Source organism: Bradyrhizobium elkanii USDA 76, assembly GCF_023278185.1.
Classification (GTDB): domain Bacteria; phylum Pseudomonadota; class Alphaproteobacteria; order Rhizobiales; family Xanthobacteraceae; genus Bradyrhizobium; species Bradyrhizobium elkanii.
On record NZ_CP066356.1, the window covers coordinates 2,474,923 to 2,491,375 of the forward strand.

The window sequence follows — 16,453 nt, forward strand, 5'->3', positions numbered from 1 at the left end:
TCAAGCTTCACATTTCCGGCGCCTTTGCAGGCGAGGGGATTGTCGGGGGTGCAAGGGAATTGAACGCCTCACCATGCCCGCGCTACCCATCGTCCATCGGCCCACGGGAAAGCCTGCATGACGGTCTTCCGCCTGAAGCAACTTGCCTCGACCTCGATCCACGCTGCCGGCGCCGCGCTGTGGAACTACGACCGCGCCGAGCTGATCGCCGACGGCGTCGTCCATCTCGTCGGCGTCGCTTTCGGGCTCGTGGCCGCCACCGCGCTGATCGTGCTGACCGCGGTCTATGCCGGCCCGTTCGACATCGCCGTGGTCTCGGTCTATGTCGCCGGCCTGCTCGCGATGCTGGTGCTGTCGGCGACCTATAATCTGTGGCCGGTGTCGCGCGCCAAATGGGTGCTGCGGCGCTTCGATCACTCCGCGATCTATCTGCTGATCGCCGCGACCTATACGCCGTTCATCGTGGAACTGAAGGACAGCACCTTCGCGATCGCGCTGCTGGCCGGGGTGTGGTGCGTGGCGATCGTCGGGATCTGGCTGAAGCTGCGCTATCCGGGCCGCTTCGACCGGCTCTCGGTCGGGCTCTATCTCGCGATGGGCTGGAGCGGCATCATGCTCTACGACGCCGTCGTCAAGGCGCTGCCGGCGATGGCGCTCGGCTTCGTGCTGGCCGGCGGTATTCTCTATAGCCTGGGGGTGATCTTCCACTCCTGGCGCCGGCTGCGCTTCCAGAACGCGATCTGGCACTGCTTCGTGCTGCTCGGGGCCGCCTGTCACTATACGGCGGTGTTCGACGTCGTGCTGGCGAGCTGAAGTTCTCGCCATCCGCGGCGAATGAGCTATCATGTTTCGTGATACGCCCGTTGCGCTTTGTCCCGTCATCCTGAGGAGCGCGGAGCGCGTCTCGAAGGATGCACGGCCCGGCTGGTGGCCGTCGACCCTTCGAGACGCGCGTGCCGCGCTCCTCCAGCGACAACGGCTTCGCCGTTGCGCGGGGGTGACGGGGCACGCAGGAGCGAGTGGGTAAAGCGACAGTGTGCAAGCAGAGATATCGGGAGGATGGCCATGCAGGTGGCAGGTAAGGTTGTGGTGGTCACCGGCGGTGGCAATGGCATCGGCAAGGCGTTGTGCGAGGCATTCCACGCCGCGGGCGCATCGAAGGTCGTGGTCGTCGACCTCGATCACGGCGCGGCCGAGAAGGTCGCGGCCACGGTCGGCGGTGCCGCCTTCAAATGCGACGTCGGGCAGGAGAAGAACATCCTGCATGTGATCGACGAGACCGAGCGGATGTTCGGCCCGATCGCGCTGTTCTGCTCCAATGCCGGCATCGGCGGCGGCTTCGATCCGTTGTCGGTGAACGCCGGCGGCACCTCGGACGAGCCGTGGTCGCGGAGCTGGGCGATCCATGTGATGGCGCATGTCTACGCGGCGCGGCATCTGGTGCCGCGCATGAAGACGCGCGGCGGCGGCTACTTCCTCAACACCATCTCGGCCGCGGGCCTGTTGTCGCAGGTCGGCAGCCCGGCCTATTCGACCACCAAGCACGCCGCGGTCGGCTTTGCGGAAAACCTCGCGATCTCGCACCGCGCCGACAACATCAAGGTCTCGATCCTCTGCCCGCAGGGCGTCGACACCAACATGCTGCGCGCGATCCCGAAGGGCCCGCAATCCGGTGACGGCGATCTTTCCGCCGAGCAGGTCGCGCAGGATGCGCTGAGGGGCATCGAGCAGGAGACCTTCCTGATCCTGCCGCACCCGCAGGTGCTCGGCTACATGCGCAAGAAGACCGAGAATTACGACCGCTGGATCGGCGGCATGGCCAAGATTCAGGCCAAGATGCGGGAAGCGCACGGGAAGTGACTCGCGGGAAAGACTGACCGCGCATGTCGCTGCGATGTGAGGTGAGCATGCTGGTCAGGCTCCCTCCCCCCTTGCGGGGGAGGGTTGGGGAGAGGGGTAAGCCCCGGGCGAGATCATTGATCGAGTCTCGCCATCGCAATTTTCGGTCACGCTCCGTTCGAGCACATTGAGAGAGCACGCCGTGTGGCACCCCTCTCCCTAACCCTCCCCCGCAAGGGGGGAGGGAACCCCTCCGCCGGTGCCTTCCTCACATGAGGTAGACGTCACACCTTCGCGAGTTGCGCGATCCTGTCGCGCAGATATGCGTCCATCAGATCGGGAGCGGACGCGCCGAACATCCTGATGCGGCCGGTGTGCAGCAACAACAGCAGGCCGGTCGCATGCGCGAAGCAGTCGACCATCACGGTGTTCGCCTTCTGCCTGGAGGCGCCGAGCGCTTCAGCGGCTTCGGCGATCGGATGCAGCGCCGCCTCCAGCGCGGCGTTCAGCGCGTGATCGCGGTCATGGCCGAGCCCAGCCGGCTTCATGCCGCCGCGGAACAAATAGAAGCCGAGATCGAGGTCGCGCGGGTGCTCGGCGTAGTAGCGGAAGAAGCCCATGCCTGCGGCGTGCAGCTTCTGCTTGGCGCCGCGCGTCGTCGCGACTGCTGCACTGACGGCTTCGCCGAGCGAGACCAGCGATTGCCGCAACACCTCGGCGTAGATCGCCTCCTTGGAATCGAAATGGAAATACAGCGCCGCCGGCGTGTAGCCGGCCCGCGTCGCGATCGCCCGCAGGCTCGCGCCTTCGAGGCCTTCCTCCGCGAACACGCTGCGCGCGGCGTCGAGGATCAGCTCCCGCTTGTGGCGGCTGACCGCTTCCTTCCTGCTCTCGCGCATCTGCATGGCCCGGCGAATCCGTTCTTGACTCAATTCTGACAGCGTTAGATAGTTTAACAGTGTTAGAATAAATGAGCAAGGGAGAAGCGCCATGCTGATGACGGCTGCGGACTACCGGGAATCCCTGCGCCGCTACAAGCCGCGTGTGTTCGTCAACGGCGCGGCCGTTGCGAGCGTTGCGGACGAGCCGTTGCTGGCGCCCGGCGTGGCGGGCGTCGGCGTGACCTATGATTTCGCGCTGCAGCCCGAGCATGTCCCGATCATGACGGCGCGGCAGGGCACCTCGGGCAAGACCGTCAACCGCATGCTCCACATCAATCGGAGCTCGCAGGACCTGCTCGACAAGCTCGAGGCGGTGCGGCTGGTGTGCAGAACGTCGGGCTGCGCGCAGCGCTACCTGAGCCATGATGCGCTGAACGGTCTCTATCAGGCGACCAGGCTGACCGACGATCGCCACGGCACCGATTACAGCCAGCGCTTCCTCAACTATCTGCACGAGGTGCAGGACCAGGATCTGACGCTCGGCGTCGCCATGACCGATGCGAAGGGCGACCGCTCGAAGCGTCCCGGCCTGCAGGCCAACACGGACGTCTACGTCCATATCAGGGAGCGCCGGCCCGACGGCATCGTGATCCGCGGCACCAAGGCGATCGTGACCGGCGCGCCTTACATGCACGAATTCCTCGTCATGCCGTGCCGCACCCATGTGCCTGCCGACAAGGATTTTGCGGTCTGTTGCGCCGTGCCGGTCGATGCGCCCGGCGTCACCATCGTCGCGCGTCCGGCCGGCCGGCCCGGCGATGCCGCGGCGAAATTTTCCGCCAAGTACGGCCAGTCGGTCGGAGTCGTGATGTTCGACGACGTGTTCGTGCCGCATGATCGCGTGTTCCTCGCCGGCGAGACCGAGGAGGGCGGCTTCCTCACCACGTCCTACGCCACGCATCACCGGCATTCCTGCATCGGCGCCCGTGCCGGCTTCGGCGATCTCTTGATCGGCGCCGGTGCGTTGATGATCGAGGCCAACGGGCTCGATGCCGAGAAGCACGCGCATATCCGCGAGGCGATGGTCGAGCTGATCACCATCACCGAAAGCTTTTACGCCTGCGGCGTCGCCTCCTCGGTCTACTGCACGAAGGACCCGGCGGGCTCGGTGATGCCGGATGCGGTGTTCTCCAACATCGGCAAGCTGCTGCTGGCGACCAAGATCTACGACATGCACCGCGTCGCGCATTACGTGTCCGGCGGCCTGATCGTCGCGCTGCCGGGTCCCGACGAGGATCACAATCCGGAAACGCGCGCCTCGCTTGCCGCTGTCATGGGCGGACGTCCCGATATCCCGGCAGAGCAGCGCGCCGAGGTGGCGCGGCTGATCGAGGACCTCACCGTCTCGCACGAGGCCGGCTGGTATTCGGTGATCTCGTTGCACGGCGGCGGCTCGCCGGAGGCGATGAAGCGCGAGATCTGGCGCAACTATCCGGTGATGGAGAAGGCCGAGCTGGTCGAGAATCTGCTCGGCCGCGACCTCGTCGACCAGGGACAACGGGTGTCGAAGCAGCCCGGACGCTGCTGCGCAACCGGCTGTGAGGTGCCGACGCCGTCGGCGGCGGAATCGCTCTTGTGAGGTGAGCACGCTCATCAGGCTCCCTCCCCCCCTTGCGGCAGGGCAATCGCATATGGCCGTTTGAGGTAATCGGAGTTCCCACAAACTCGTCATGCCCGGGCTTGTCCCGGGCATCCACGTCTTCGTTTCCACGCGAAGAAAAGACGTGGATGGCCGGGACAAGCCCGGCCATGACTGCGCGGAAGAATCGGTTCATTCCATATGCGATTGCCCTGCCCCTTGCGGGGGAGGGCTGGGGAGAGGGGTAAGCCCCGGGCGAGATGACTGAAGTGAGTCTCGCTTTCGCAACTTCGACCGCGTTACGTTGAGACTCGTGTTGAGAGAGCGTGCCGTATGGCACCCCTCTCCCTAACCCTCCCCCGCAAGGGGGGAGGGAATCCGGCCGCCAGTGCCTTCCTTACCAGTCGTGGCGAGATCGCCGCTCAGCTCTTCTGCGCGTAGAGCAGCGGCACCGCAGAATCCACCATCACCTCGATCAGGCTGGTGCCTTGATGCGAGAGGGCGCGCTGGTAGGCGCCGGCGAGCTCGGCTGATTTCGTCACCCGCACGGCGTCGCAGCCCATGCCTTCGGCGAGCTTGACGAAATCGATGCCCGGCAAATCGAGGCCCGGCACGTCGCGCACCTGCATCACCTGGCTGAACGAGCGCATCGCGCCGTAGCCGGAATTGTTCAGTACGACGACGGTCAGCGGCAGCTTGCGCTGCGCTGATGTCCACAGCGCCTGGATCGAATACATCGCCGAGCCGTCGCCGATCAGGCAGACCGTGCGCCCCTGGCGTCGACCGAGCGCCATGCCGACCGCGGCCGGCAGGCTGTAGCCGAGGCCGCCGCTCGCCATGGTGTAAAAGCTGTCCTGGCCGTGCATCGGCATCGCCTTCTGCATCAGCGGGCGGTGCGACGGAATTTCCTCGACCAGCGCATCGTGGGGGCCCATCGCGGCCGAGAGCGCGTGCAGCGCATATTCGGCGGGGATCGGGTCGCCGGCCGCCGGCGCCGGCGGCAGGACACGGCCGGCCGGCGCAGTGCGCCTGGTCTCGGGCAGCATCTCGAGCAGCGCCGTCAGCGCGGGCTTCATCGTCGCGACGATGCTGTGGCCGGTCGGCGTCATCGCGGCGGCATCCGGATCGTCGGTGATCTGGAAGATCGTGGTCGAGCCGTCGAAGATCGCGGCATGGCCCTCGACATGGAAGGTGAAGACCGGCGCGCCGACCACGACGACGAGATCGTGATCGCGCAGTGCGTCGGAGAGCTGGCCCGGTGCGGCGTGCAGGAAGCCGGCGAACTGCGGATGCCGCTCGGGGAACGAGCAGCGCGCCGAGAACGGGCTGGCCCAGACCGCGGCCTTCGACTTCTCGGCGACGTCAACCATGAGGTCGACCGCCTCGGCACGATCGACGGCCGGGCCGACGACGAGGGCAGGGCGCTTGGCCTCGCCGAGCGCGGCCACCAGCGCCTGCATCGCCGACAGATCGGGGCCGATCTCGCGGCTGACCTGGCGCGCGTCGAGCGGCTGCGTCGCATGCGCCCAGTCGTCGATCGGCACCGAGACGAAGGTCGGCCCGCAGGGCGGCTGCATCGCGACATAATAGGCGCGCGCGATCGCGGCGGGCACGTCTTCGGCGCGCGCCGGCTCGACCGCGAATTTCACGTAAGGCCGCGGGAATTCGGAGGCCCGCTCGGCATAGAGGAAGGCCTGCAGCGGCATGATCGAGCGCGCCTGCTGGCCCGCGGTGATCACCAGCGGGGTCTGGTTGCGATACGCGTTGTAGATGTTGCCGAGCGCGTTGCCGACGCCAGCCGCCGAGTGCAGATTGACGAAACCGGCATTGCGCGTCGCCAGCGCATAGCCGTCGGCCATGCCGACGACGGAAGCCTCCTGCAGGCCGAGCACGTAGTCGATGTCGTCGGGCCAGTCGCTCAGGAACGGAAGCTCGGTCGAGCCCGGATTGCCGAACACCTTGTTGATGCCCCATGCGCGCAGCAGGCCGAAGGTGGCGTCCTTGACGGTGACGGTCTTGCCTTTGCTGGCGGCGGGTTTGCGCGAGGACATCGGGCGGCTCCCATTTCTGTCTTGTTACGTTCCGTCATTGCGGGCGGCAAAAGCGGAAAGGCAATTCACCTGTCGATGGATTGCCCGACGATGTCAAGCCGCTGGGCCCATAGTTGCCGCGGCAACGGCTGCAAGTTTGAGTGGGCGGCTATCCCGTCATCCTGAGGAGCGCGCTTGCGCGCGTCTCGAAGGATCGACGGCCACGGCCGGGCCGTTCATCCTTCGAGACGCGCTACGCGCTTTTCAGGATGACGGGGTGACTACCTAATTGGCCTTCTGCAGCGCCGCGGTCTGCTTGGCCAGCTGCTTGTCGAAATCCTGCTCCAGCCCCGCCACATAGGTGGCATTCTCGCCCGGCTTGGCGAACGGGTTCGGCGCGCCGTCCTTCATCTGCGCCCGCTTGGCCTGCATGTCGTAGACCTCCGGATGCGGCCCGAGCAACACGTCGACCTTCATCGCCTTGACCTTGGTGAAGGTCGAGCGGTAGTCGTCGACGATGCCGGGATAGGTCGGACGGCCGACCAGCCGGTTCAGCGCCACCGTTCCGCTGCAGAAGAACAGCACGTTGCGCGCCTGGCTGCCGTCCTTGACCGTCATCTCCCAGCTGGTGCAGCCCGGCGAATGGCCGGGCGTGGTGTGCGCGGTGAGCGTGACGTCGCCGAGCGTCACCTTGTCGCCTTCCTTGACAGTGCGGTCGACTTTCACCGGCGTAAAGGCGAGATCGGCGTTGTTCTCGTCGCCAGGATAGTAACCGCCCTCGAGCAGCGGCTTGTCGCGCTCGCCGGCGATCAGTTGCGCGCCGGTCTCCTTCTTGATCTCGGCAAAGCCGCCGGTGTGGTCGAGATGGGCGTGGGTGTTGAGGATGATCTTGATGTCGCCCTCCTTGAAGCCGAGCTTGGCGATGTTGTCCTTGATCATGCCGGTCGACTGCTGCATCGCCGTGTCCATCAGGATCAACCCCTGCGAGGACTTGATGACGTAGACCGCGATCCCGTCAGTGCCCACGTAGTAGATATTGTCGATGAGCTGGAACGGTTCGAACGGCGCGGTCCATTTCTTCATGACAACAGCCATGAAATCCTTGAGCGTCTGTGCCTGCGCACCGGTTGCGATCAGCGTGAGCGCGCACAGCGCGGCTGCGATCGTCCTCATGGTTGCCTCCCTGCTTGTTGTTGTTCGTGCATGGGCGGCACTATGCGTGCTGGCAACGCCGACTGCAAGCTGCGGACGGCAAGCCGCCGGGCAGGCGACCGTCCGTCCGGCGCATTCCTGTTCTGCGTTCAGCTCGCGTATTGGGCGATGCCGTGGCCGAACGACCAGTTCTCCTTGGCGACCTCGACGAGGTTGATGACGACATCGTCCGGCCGGCCCTGCAGCTGGCTCTGATAGTCGTCCACGATCCGCTTGTAGAACGCCTTCTTCATCTCGACGGTGCGCCCGGCATTCATGGTGATCTGGATGAAGATGAGATCGTCGCTGTAGGTATTGCCGAGATAGTTGTCGGCGTAGTTCAGATCGCCACGGTCGTGCTCGGTGATGACCTGAAACTTGTCGTTCTCGGGGACGTTGATCACCTCGCGCATTGCCTTGTAGACGATCTCGCCCAGCGTCTTGCGATATTCGGCGGACTTGCCGCGCTTCAGGTCGATGCGAACGAATGGCATGGTGGTCTCCTGTGTTGTGCGGGGCTCGGCCGGATCGACCCCGTGTGATCGAGACGTTGCGACGGTGCGAAGGCTCTCGCGTCGTCCGCTTGCGCCGGCGGCGTCGAAGAATTCAGCGGGTCGCCTTGAAGGCCTCCCAGCGCTCATCGCGCTCTCTTTGGTATTTGGGCGTCCGCTCGCCCACCATGTCGGCGCGATGGACCGGCTCGCCGCAGGACTCGCAGACCGGACCGAGCCCGGCCGGCTTGCCGCAGACGAGATGGGTGTAGCTCATTGCGCGGCCTTCCCGCGGTGACTTGCACCAGGTTTCGCCCCAGGCGCGCAGCGCCATCAGCACTGGAAAGAACGCTTCGCCCTTCTCGGTGAGGTGATATTCGTGGCGCAACGGGCGCTTGTTGTAGACTTGCCGCGTCACCAGACCGTCCGCTTCCAGCTTTTTCAGCCGTGCCGTGATCATCTGCGGCGTGCCGCCCGACTGTGCCTGGATCTCCTCGAAGCGATGATTCCGCGCGAACAGTTCGCGCATAACAAGTACTGTCCAGCGGTCGCCTACGACGGTTTCGGCGCGAGCGACAGGGCACAGCGTTTGGTCAGCCGTGTTGTCCTTCATTTTGGTCATCACGTTTTCTTCATCAGGCTTGTTGCTATGATTTTCATAGCAATATGGCCCGACATCATCGCAAATGCAATGGGCCGCTGATGGCCCGGTCTGCATCACCAAGGAGCGGGTCATGACCACCGAACAGGGGCCGACAGCGGCCAAAGTCGATTTGAAGCTCGAAGTCGTCGTCATTCCGGTCTCGGATGTCGACCGCGCCAAGCGCTTCTATCAGGGCCTGGGCTGGCGGCTTGATGCCGACTTCGTCAGGCCCGACGGTTCGCGCGCCCTGCAGCTGACGCCGCCGGGCTCGCCGACCTCGATCCATCTCGGCTTGGGACCCGCGCTGCCGCGCTTTCTGATCGTCAGTGATATCGAAGCGGCGCGCGCCGAGCTGATCGCGCGCGGCGCCGATGTCAGCGAGGTGTTTCACCGCGGCGCGGAAGGCCGCATCAAGGGGCCGGATCCGGAGCGGCCGAGCTACGGGTCGCTCGCCACCTTCAACGATCCCGACGGAAACGTCTGGCTGCTGCAGCAGGTGACGCAACGCCTGCCCGGGCGGGTCGACGGCAACAGCACGAATTTCTCTTCATCGGCGGATCTCGCCGCCGCACTGCGCCGCGCGGCTATGGCCCATGGCGAGCACGAGAAGCGGACCGGTGGCCACGATGCGAACTGGCCCGATTGGTACGCCGAGTACATCGTCCGCGAACAGGCCGGCAAGCCGCTGCCCGAGTGAACGGAGCGCGTCATTGAAGCAAATCCAACCGGGCGCCTGATGGCCAAGGAGCGATCGATGACCCAGATCATCTATCCACGCGAGCGAACTGCGCTGCTTCTCGTCGATCCCTACAATGATTTCCTCTCCGAGGACGGCATGGTCTTTCCGCGCATCAAGCCGATCGCCGACGAGGTCGGGCTGCTCGACAATCTGCGCCAGCTCGACGGCGCGGTCCGGGCCGCTGGCATCCAGGTGGTGATCGTCCCGCACCGCCGCTGGGAGCCGGGCGATTATGAGGATTGGGATCATCCCAATCCGACTCAGCGCTTGATCATGCAGCGCCATAGCTTTGCGCGCGGCGAATGGGGCGGGGATTGGTATCCGGACTTTGCGCCCAAGCCCGGCGATCTGGTCGCCCAGGAGCATTGGGGGCAGAGCGGGTTCGCCAACACCAACCTGGATTTCCTGCTCAAGCAGAAGGGCATCACGCATGTGATCGTGGTCGGGCTGCTGGCCAACACCTGCATCGAATCGACCGCCCGCTTCGCGATGGAGCTCGGCTACCACGTGACGCTGGTGCGCGATGCCACCGCCGCCTTCTCGCACGACATGATGTACGCCGCTCACGAGCTGAATGGCCCGACCTACGCCCATTCCATCCTGACGACCACGCAGGTGATCGCGGCGTTGCCGGCGGCCTCTCATTCCAAGGAGGCAGTCAAATGACCACGACGCCGAAGACACCAGCTGCAACCGCAATAGGCCAATCGACCCAGGAGGCCATCGACCAAACCCGGCGCAAGCTGCTGACGGGCGCGGCGCTCGGCCTGGCTGCTGCCAGTGCGACCAGCGTGTTCCCCGCGCATCTCGCCGCGGCAGCAGAGAATGATGCGATCCGGCCATTCCACATCAACATTCCAGAGGAAGACCTTGTCGACCTTCGCCGCCGTCTGGCCGCAACCCGATGGTCCGACAAGGAGACCGTCAATGACGACTCCCAGGGCGTTCCGCAGACGATGCTGCGCGATCTCGTCCGCTACTGGCAAACCGATTACGACTGGCGGAAGGTGGAGGCGCGGCTCAACGCCCTGCCGCAATTCATCACCGAAATCGACGGTGTGGACATCCACTTTATTCACGTCCGCTCGAAGCAAGACAATGCATTGCCCCTGATCGTCACGCATGGTTGGCCGGGTTCGGTCATCGAGCAGATGAAGATCATCGATCCCCTGACCAATCCCACCGCGCATGGCGGCAGCGCGTCGGACGCGTTCCATCTCGTGATCCCGTCGATGCCGGGCTACGGCTTCTCCGGCAAGCCGACCACGGTCGGCTGGGATCCCCAGCGCATCGCGCGGGCCTGGGTCCAGTTGATGAAGCGGCTCGGCTACAGCAAGTTCGTCGCTCAAGGCGGCGACTGGGGGTCGCCGGTCTCCAATGAAATGGCCAAGCTGGGTGCGCCGGAGTTGCTCGGCATCCACGTCAACCTGCCCGGCGTCGTTCCGCCCGAGGTCTTCAAGGCGGTCTCCTCAGGCGGTCCAGTGCCCGACAATCTGTCCGCGGAGGAGCAGCACGCCTACGACCAGATCAAGCTTCAGTTCGCGAAACGGCGTGCCTACGCGCAGATCATGGGCACCCGCCCGCAGACGCTTGCGGCGTTTGCGGATTCGCCGGCGGGACTGGCCGCATGGCTGCTCGATCACGGTGACGGCTACGCCCAGCCGGCCTCGGCGATGACGTCGGCGGTGCTCGGACATGCCGTCAACGGCCATTCCGCGGGTGCGCTGACCCGCGACGACGTGCTCGACAACATCACGCTGTATTGGCTCACCAACAGCGCGATTTCGTCGGCACGTCTTTACTGGGAAAACAAGACCAACCTTTATCTGCCCGCCAATGTCGCGATCCCCGCCGCGGTGACCGCATTTCCCGGCGAGAGCTTTGTGGCGCCACGGAGTTGGGCGGAAAAGGCCTATCACAAGCTGATCTACTTCCATCAGGCTGAAGCCGGCGGCCACTTCGCCGCATGGGAGCAGCCCGACATCTTCAGCAGAGAGATTCGGGACGCATTTCGGACGCTCCGCAGCTGATCTGAACATTCAAGACAACTGAAGGAGTATCCATCATGCCCAAACTTGCCCTCATTGCCACCGTCGAGGTCGCGCCGGAGAAGCGCGATCAGGCGCTGTCGCTGCTCTCGGCGCATGGCGCCCGATCGCTCAGGGATGAACCGGGCACGCTGAACTTCGAGATCCTGGTGCCGCGCGAGGATGCCGCAAAGCTCTTGATCTACGAGGTCTATCAGAATGACGCTGCGTTCGAGGCGCACCGCAATGCGCGATCGATCGCGCAGTTCCGCGAGGAGAGCGCAGGGCTCGGCATCAAGATATCAGCGGCGCGGTGCACGCCTGCCGCGTAGGGAGTTGCCGCTAGCGGCGTCACGCCCTGAGGCTGGCGCCGCGCTCGGACAAAACCTTCTCGGCCTTCGGCGTCAGCTCATAGAGGTCGCCGTCCTTGGCGACGTATCCCTCCCTGATCAGCCGGTCGACCTCGCCTTGCACGTCGTCGGCGAAGGCAATGGATTGGGCGATGTCGCAGAGAACCGCGACCTGTTCGTCTCTAAGCATGGCGTCCTCCGTCAGGGCGGGGAACGCGCAAGCCGGGTTTCGGTTCCAATGGACTGGATGATACGCCCGGCTTTCACCTGGTGAGCCGCGGCGCAGGGTGTTGCATCTTACCGATGCCGGGCGTCGAACACCGGCGCGTAGCCACCGCCGTCTCGACGAATATGGGCACAGCGCGGGCCGCGGAAGTGGGCGGGTATGACGAGACGGCCGCTGTCCGCCGCCTCTGCCAGGATCTTCGCGCGCGTCTCGCCGGCGAGCTGTGGGTCGGCACAGGATGATGTCGACAGATTGGGCTGGAAGATCTGCACCGGGTTGTGCACGGCATCGCCGCAAAAGATCGCGCGATGTTGTGCGTAGTCTACCATCAGCCCCATCTGGCCGCTGGTGTGGCCCGGCAGCGGGACCAGCCGCAGGCCCGGTCCCAACTGATGGCCATCGTCGACCAGATCGACACGGCCTGCATCGACGATCGGTATGACGCTCTGTTCGAGGGCGCGGGCGTGGATCGGCGGCGCACGCCCGGCATCATGCTGCGTCATCCAGTCGGCAAGCTCGCGGCGGCCGAACAGATACCGCGCGTTGGGAAAGGTCGGCTGCCAGCGGCCGTTGTCCTGGCGCGTATTCCAGCCGACGTGATCGACATGCAGATGGGTGCAGAATACGACGTCGATGCCGGCCGGGTCGACGCCGCATGTGCGCAACCGATCGAGGAAGCCGCTGCCGCGCCGCCGATGCCAGGCGGGAATCTCGGGGATGTCCTTGTGCTCGCCGATGCAAGCGTCGATCAGCAGCGTTCGGCCGCCGGTTCGCACCACAAAACTCTGGATCGCGTGTTTCGCGACGCCCCGGGCGAGGTCGATGAACACCGGCTCCAGCGTGGCACGATGCGCTTCGATCAACCCCCGATCGTATCCGGGCAGGAATTCGGCGAGCGGAAGGCCGAAATCGTCGTCGTCGACGATGACGTCGACGGTCGCGTCGCCGATCGCAAATTGCATGACCGCTCCTTCCCGGAGAACCGTGCATCCCAACGCGCAGTCACTATGCAGGTTGGCGCCGTCGATCGCAAGTTGCGTCGCTTGTGAACGGCTATCAGACCATGCCGCGCAGCAGGCCGATCAGGCGGCCGCACTCATCGTCGGTGCCGACCGTGATGCGCAAAAAGTCCTCGATCCGCGGCTTCTGAAAATGCCGCACAAGCACGCCGCGCTCGCGCAGCTTCGCGGCGAGGTCGGCGCCGCGATGGCTGGGATGGCGGGCGAACACGAAATTCGCCTGCGACGGCAGCACCGCGAAGCCCAGTTCGATGAGGCCGCGGACCAACGCCTCTCTGCTCCGGATGATGCGCTGCCGCGTCTCCTCGAACCACGCCTCGTCCTCGATCGAGGCGACCGCGCCCGCGATCGCGAAGCAGTCCAGCGGATAGGAGTTGAAACTGTCCTTGACCCGCTCCAGCGCCTCGATCAGCGGGCGCTGGCCGATGGCGAAGCCGACCCGCAATCCCGCCAACGCGCGCGACTTGGAGAGCGTCTGGATGACGAGCAGATTGTCGTGGCGTGCGACCAGCGGCACGGCGCTCTCGGCGCCGAAGTCGACATAGGCCTCGTCGACCACCACCAGCCGGTCGGGATGCTCGGCGAGCAGCGCCTCGATCGCGGCGCGCGGCAGCGAGGTGCCGGTCGGTGCGTTCGGATTGCACAGCAGGATGGCGCTGCCGGGCCGCCGGTAGTCGGCAAGCTGCACGCGCATCGCGGCGTCGAGCGGCACCGTCTCGTAGCTGACGCCATAGAGGCGGCAGTAGACCGGGTAGAAGCTGTAGGTGATGTCGGGAAACAGCAGCGGCGCATCGTGCTTCAGCAGCGCCGGGAACGAGTGGGCGAGCACCTCGTCCGAGCCGTTGCCGACGAACACCTCGTCCGCCGTGACGCCATAGCGCCTCGCGATTGCCTCGCGCAGGGCGGTTGCGCGCGGATCAGGGTAGAGCCGCAGGCGATCCGTGGTCGCCGTGATCGCCGCCACCGCGCGCGGCGACGGCGGGTAGGGATTCTCGTTGGTATTGAGCTTGATGAGGCCGTCGATCTTCGGCTGCTCGCCGGGCACGTATGGCGACAGATTGTGGACGACCGAACTCCAGAAGCGACTCATGATCTGCGATCCAGGGATGAACGCGATCACAATAGGGAATACGAGGCGCTGATGAAAGCGCCTCTTTATTCCCTCGCATCATGACGCGCGTCGTGCTCGCGCGTTACCAGGTCGCCGTGCCCTTCATGGTCGGCTGGCCCTCGGCATTCGCGGTCCACAGCTCCATGCCGCCATTCTTGTCGCTGGCATTGATCGAGAACTCGCTGCCCTCGAACAGCGGCTGCACGCCGCGATAGGCGAGCTTCTTCGGCGGCTTGCCGCCGCGCAGCCTGGCGGCGAACTCGACGATGAAGGAAGCCTGCAGCGGGCCGTGGAAGATCAGGCCCGGATAGCCCTCGACCTTGGTGACGTAATCGCGGTCGTAATGGATGCGATGGCCGTTGAAGGTCAGCGCCGAGTAGCGAAACAAGAGCACCGGATCGGAGACGTGGCTCTCGCGATGCTGCGCGACCGGGGGAGGCGGCGGCGCCTTGGCCGGCGCTGCGCCTTGCGTGCTCGTCATCTCGCGATAGACGATGTCCTGCCGCTCGCGCACCGCAAGCCCGCGCGACGTCGTGACCTCGTGATTGACCGAGACGAAGCACAGCGTGCCGGTCGAGCCTGATTTGACCGTGACGTCGGCGATCTTCGAGGTGCGTTTGGCCTCGTCGCCGATGCGCAAGCTGTCGAAGAATTCGAGCTCGCCGCCGGCCCACATCCGCCGCGGCAGCGGCACCGGCGGCAGGAAGCCGCCGCGGGTCGGGTGGCCGTCGGGGCCAAGCTGCGACATCGGAAACACCGGCTGCGCCAGGCACCAATGCGTGGTCCACGGCGCGGCGTCACCGGCCTTCGGCTCGCCGATCTCCTGGAACAGCGTCGCGCGCAGCCCCATCACGAGATATTTGGTGACGACGTCGGAGGCCTCCGTGGTCTTGCCAATCCATTGGCGGAGATGATCGAGGTCGAGTTTGTCGCTCATGATTGTGTTGCCCGGGTGAGAGATGTCGAAGCACGACGGCGTCGGTCTGACGGCAGGCTCGGTGTACCTCTCCCGCTTGCGGGGGAGGTCGGCGCGTAGCGTCGGGTGGGGGCTCTCTCCACGGTGGGATTCGTGGAGAGAGCCCTCACCCCAACCCTCTCCCGCAAGCGGGAGAGGGGGGGGGCAGCTCGTTCGCGGTTACGATCTGACCTGATCTCATCGCATCCTAACGTTTAATGAGCTCGCCGATCGCGGGCACCTTGCCGTAGTGCCTGTCCTCGCCGACCACGATCGCGGCCGGCGCCGGATAGCTGACCTTGCCGTTCGGCGTGTCGACCTCGATGCGGCGCAGATGCGGGTGTTTCGCGAGGTCGTCCATGCTGTTGACCTCGGCAAAGGCGATGTCGGCCTCGGCAAGCTTCGCCAGCAACTCCTCGCGCGTCAGCTTGCCGAAGCTGTCGCTGACGATTCCGTCGGTCAGCACCCGGTTGCGCACGCGCTCGACCATGTTGGCAAAGCGCGGATCGTCGGGCAGGCCGGGCTGGCCCAGCACCTTGGCGCACAGCGTCTTCCACTCGCGCTCGCTCTGGATCGAGATCAGGATCTCCTTGCCGTCCCTGGAGCGGAACACGCCATAGGGCGCGATCGAAGGATGGGCGAGGCCGATCCGTTTCGGCGACTTGCCGTCCTCGGCATTGAGCAGCGGCACGGTGAGCCAGTCGGCCATCACGTCGAACATCGAGATCCGGATATCGGCACCGTCTCCGGTGCGGCCGCGGCCGATCAGCGCCTCGAGGATCGCGGCATGCGCGGTGGCGCCGGTCGCGACGTCGACGATCGACATGCCGACGCGCGAGGCGCCTTCAGGACCGCCGGTGATCGAGGCGAGGCCGCTTTCGGCCTGGATCAGCAGGTCATAGGCTTTGCGGTCGGCATAGGGCCCGGTGTCGCCATAGCCCGTGATGGTGCACATGATCAGCTTCGGATAGTCCTTGCGCAGCCGCTCGCGCGAGAAGCCGAGCTTGTCCATCGAGCCGGGCTTCAGGTTCTGCAGCAGCACGTCGGCGCCGGCGATCAGCGCCTCGAGCTGCGCGCGGCCTTCCTTGGTGGCGAGATCGACCACGGCGGAATCCTTGCCGCGGTTGAGCCAGACGAAGTAGCTGCTCTGGCCCTTCGCCGCGGCGTCGTAGCCACGGGCGAAATCGCCCTCGGGCCGCTCGATCTTGATGACATGGGCGCCGGCGTCGGCGAGGCGTGACGAGCAGAACGGCGCGGCAACCGCCTGTTCGACGGCGATGACGGTCAATCCCTCAAGCGGCAGCATGATCAA

General features: G+C 65.4%; 17 protein-coding genes. 7 read left to right on the top strand and 10 right to left on the bottom strand.

Going from position 1 to position 16,453, the window contains the following annotated elements:
* The first annotated feature begins 117 nt into the window (after positions 1-117).
* Entirely contained in the window at positions 118-813 is a 696-nt protein-coding gene (gene trhA / locus JEY66_RS11865; protein WP_016842436.1) for a PAQR family membrane homeostasis protein TrhA, read from the top strand.
* A gap of 252 nt (positions 814-1,065) precedes the next feature.
* On the top strand, positions 1,066-1,860 hold the full coding sequence (locus tag JEY66_RS11870) for an SDR family oxidoreductase (protein WP_018273289.1): 795 nt from the start codon (positions 1,066-1,068) through the stop codon (positions 1,858-1,860).
* A gap of 263 nt (positions 1,861-2,123) precedes the next feature.
* Here the strand turns inward: JEY66_RS11870 and JEY66_RS11875 are convergent, their stop codons facing one another.
* Complete coding sequence (locus tag JEY66_RS11875) at positions 2,124-2,738, bottom strand: TetR/AcrR family transcriptional regulator (RefSeq protein ID WP_240536882.1); 615 nt, start codon at positions 2,736-2,738, stop codon at positions 2,124-2,126.
* 91 nt (positions 2,739-2,829) lie between these two features.
* On the opposite strand from JEY66_RS11875, the gene JEY66_RS11880 reads away from it, so the two are divergent.
* The gene (locus tag JEY66_RS11880) at positions 2,830-4,359 is read left to right on the top strand and encodes a 4-hydroxyphenylacetate 3-hydroxylase family protein (RefSeq protein WP_018273287.1); all 1,530 of its coding nucleotides are present in this window, start codon (positions 2,830-2,832) and stop codon (positions 4,357-4,359) included.
* 422 nt (positions 4,360-4,781) lie between these two features.
* Here JEY66_RS11880 and mdlC read toward each other — a convergent pair whose 3' ends face one another.
* The 4 genes from mdlC to JEY66_RS11900 all read right to left on the bottom strand — a co-directional run bounded on the left by mdlC (position 4,782) and on the right by JEY66_RS11900 (position 8,684).
* Positions 4,782-6,410, bottom strand: coding sequence for a benzoylformate decarboxylase (gene mdlC / locus JEY66_RS11885; protein ID WP_018273286.1), 1,629 nt, complete (start codon positions 6,408-6,410; stop codon positions 4,782-4,784).
* Positions 6,411-6,674: 264 nt separating this feature from the next.
* Positions 6,675-7,562, bottom strand: a complete 888-nt coding sequence (blaBJP, locus tag JEY66_RS11890; protein ID WP_016848570.1) for a BJP family subclass B3 metallo-beta-lactamase — start codon at positions 7,560-7,562, stop codon at positions 6,675-6,677.
* A 128-nt stretch (positions 7,563-7,690) separates the two neighbouring features.
* Positions 7,691-8,074 carry a tautomerase family protein gene (locus tag JEY66_RS11895; protein WP_016848571.1) on the bottom strand — a complete coding sequence of 128 codons (384 nt, stop codon included), beginning with the start codon at positions 8,072-8,074 and terminating at the stop codon, positions 7,691-7,693.
* 112 nt (positions 8,075-8,186) lie between these two features.
* Positions 8,187-8,684: a winged helix-turn-helix transcriptional regulator gene (locus JEY66_RS11900; protein WP_026193226.1), complete on the bottom strand. Its 498-nt coding sequence runs from the start codon at positions 8,682-8,684 to the stop codon at positions 8,187-8,189.
* Positions 8,685-8,805: 121 nt separating this feature from the next.
* Here JEY66_RS11900 and JEY66_RS11905 point away from each other — a divergent pair, with 121 nt between their 5' ends.
* From JEY66_RS11905 to JEY66_RS11920, 4 genes are read left to right on the top strand one after another with little or no spacing between them, the layout of a single operon-like run.
* Positions 8,806-9,411, top strand: coding sequence for a VOC family protein (locus JEY66_RS11905; protein WP_026193225.1), 606 nt, complete (start codon positions 8,806-8,808; stop codon positions 9,409-9,411).
* 57 nt (positions 9,412-9,468) lie between these two features.
* Positions 9,469-10,119 (top strand): cysteine hydrolase family protein, encoded by a 651-nt coding sequence (locus JEY66_RS11910; protein WP_026193224.1) that lies wholly within the window; start codon positions 9,469-9,471, stop codon positions 10,117-10,119.
* On the top strand, positions 10,116-11,483 hold the full coding sequence (locus tag JEY66_RS11915) for an epoxide hydrolase family protein (RefSeq protein ID WP_016848575.1): 1,368 nt from the start codon (positions 10,116-10,118) through the stop codon (positions 11,481-11,483). The genes JEY66_RS11910 and JEY66_RS11915 overlap by 4 nt, the downstream gene beginning before the upstream one ends.
* Before the next feature lie 35 nt (positions 11,484-11,518).
* A complete protein-coding gene (locus JEY66_RS11920; RefSeq protein WP_016848576.1) occupies positions 11,519-11,812 on the top strand; it encodes a putative quinol monooxygenase in 294 nt (97 codons plus the stop codon).
* 19 nt (positions 11,813-11,831) lie between these two features.
* On the opposite strand, the gene JEY66_RS11925 is transcribed toward JEY66_RS11920, so the two are convergent.
* From JEY66_RS11925 to JEY66_RS11945, 5 genes are all read right to left on the bottom strand, one after another.
* Positions 11,832-12,020 carry a Rossmann-fold NAD(P)-binding domain-containing protein gene (locus JEY66_RS11925; protein ID WP_016848577.1) on the bottom strand — a complete coding sequence of 63 codons (189 nt, stop codon included), beginning with the start codon at positions 12,018-12,020 and terminating at the stop codon, positions 11,832-11,834.
* A gap of 107 nt (positions 12,021-12,127) precedes the next feature.
* Entirely contained in the window at positions 12,128-13,018 is an 891-nt protein-coding gene (locus tag JEY66_RS11930; RefSeq protein WP_016848578.1) for an MBL fold metallo-hydrolase, read from the bottom strand.
* Positions 13,019-13,112: 94 nt separating this feature from the next.
* A complete protein-coding gene (gene hisC, locus JEY66_RS11935) occupies positions 13,113-14,165 on the bottom strand; it encodes a histidinol-phosphate transaminase (protein WP_026193222.1) in 1,053 nt (350 codons plus the stop codon).
* A 103-nt stretch (positions 14,166-14,268) separates the two neighbouring features.
* Positions 14,269-15,123 (bottom strand): HTD2 family dehydratase, encoded by an 855-nt coding sequence (locus JEY66_RS11940; protein WP_016848580.1) that lies wholly within the window; start codon positions 15,121-15,123, stop codon positions 14,269-14,271.
* Between the two features lie 226 nt (positions 15,124-15,349).
* Positions 15,350-16,447 (bottom strand): CaiB/BaiF CoA transferase family protein, encoded by a 1,098-nt coding sequence (locus JEY66_RS11945; RefSeq protein WP_016848581.1) that lies wholly within the window; start codon positions 16,445-16,447, stop codon positions 15,350-15,352.
* Positions 16,448-16,453 lie beyond the last annotated feature (6 nt).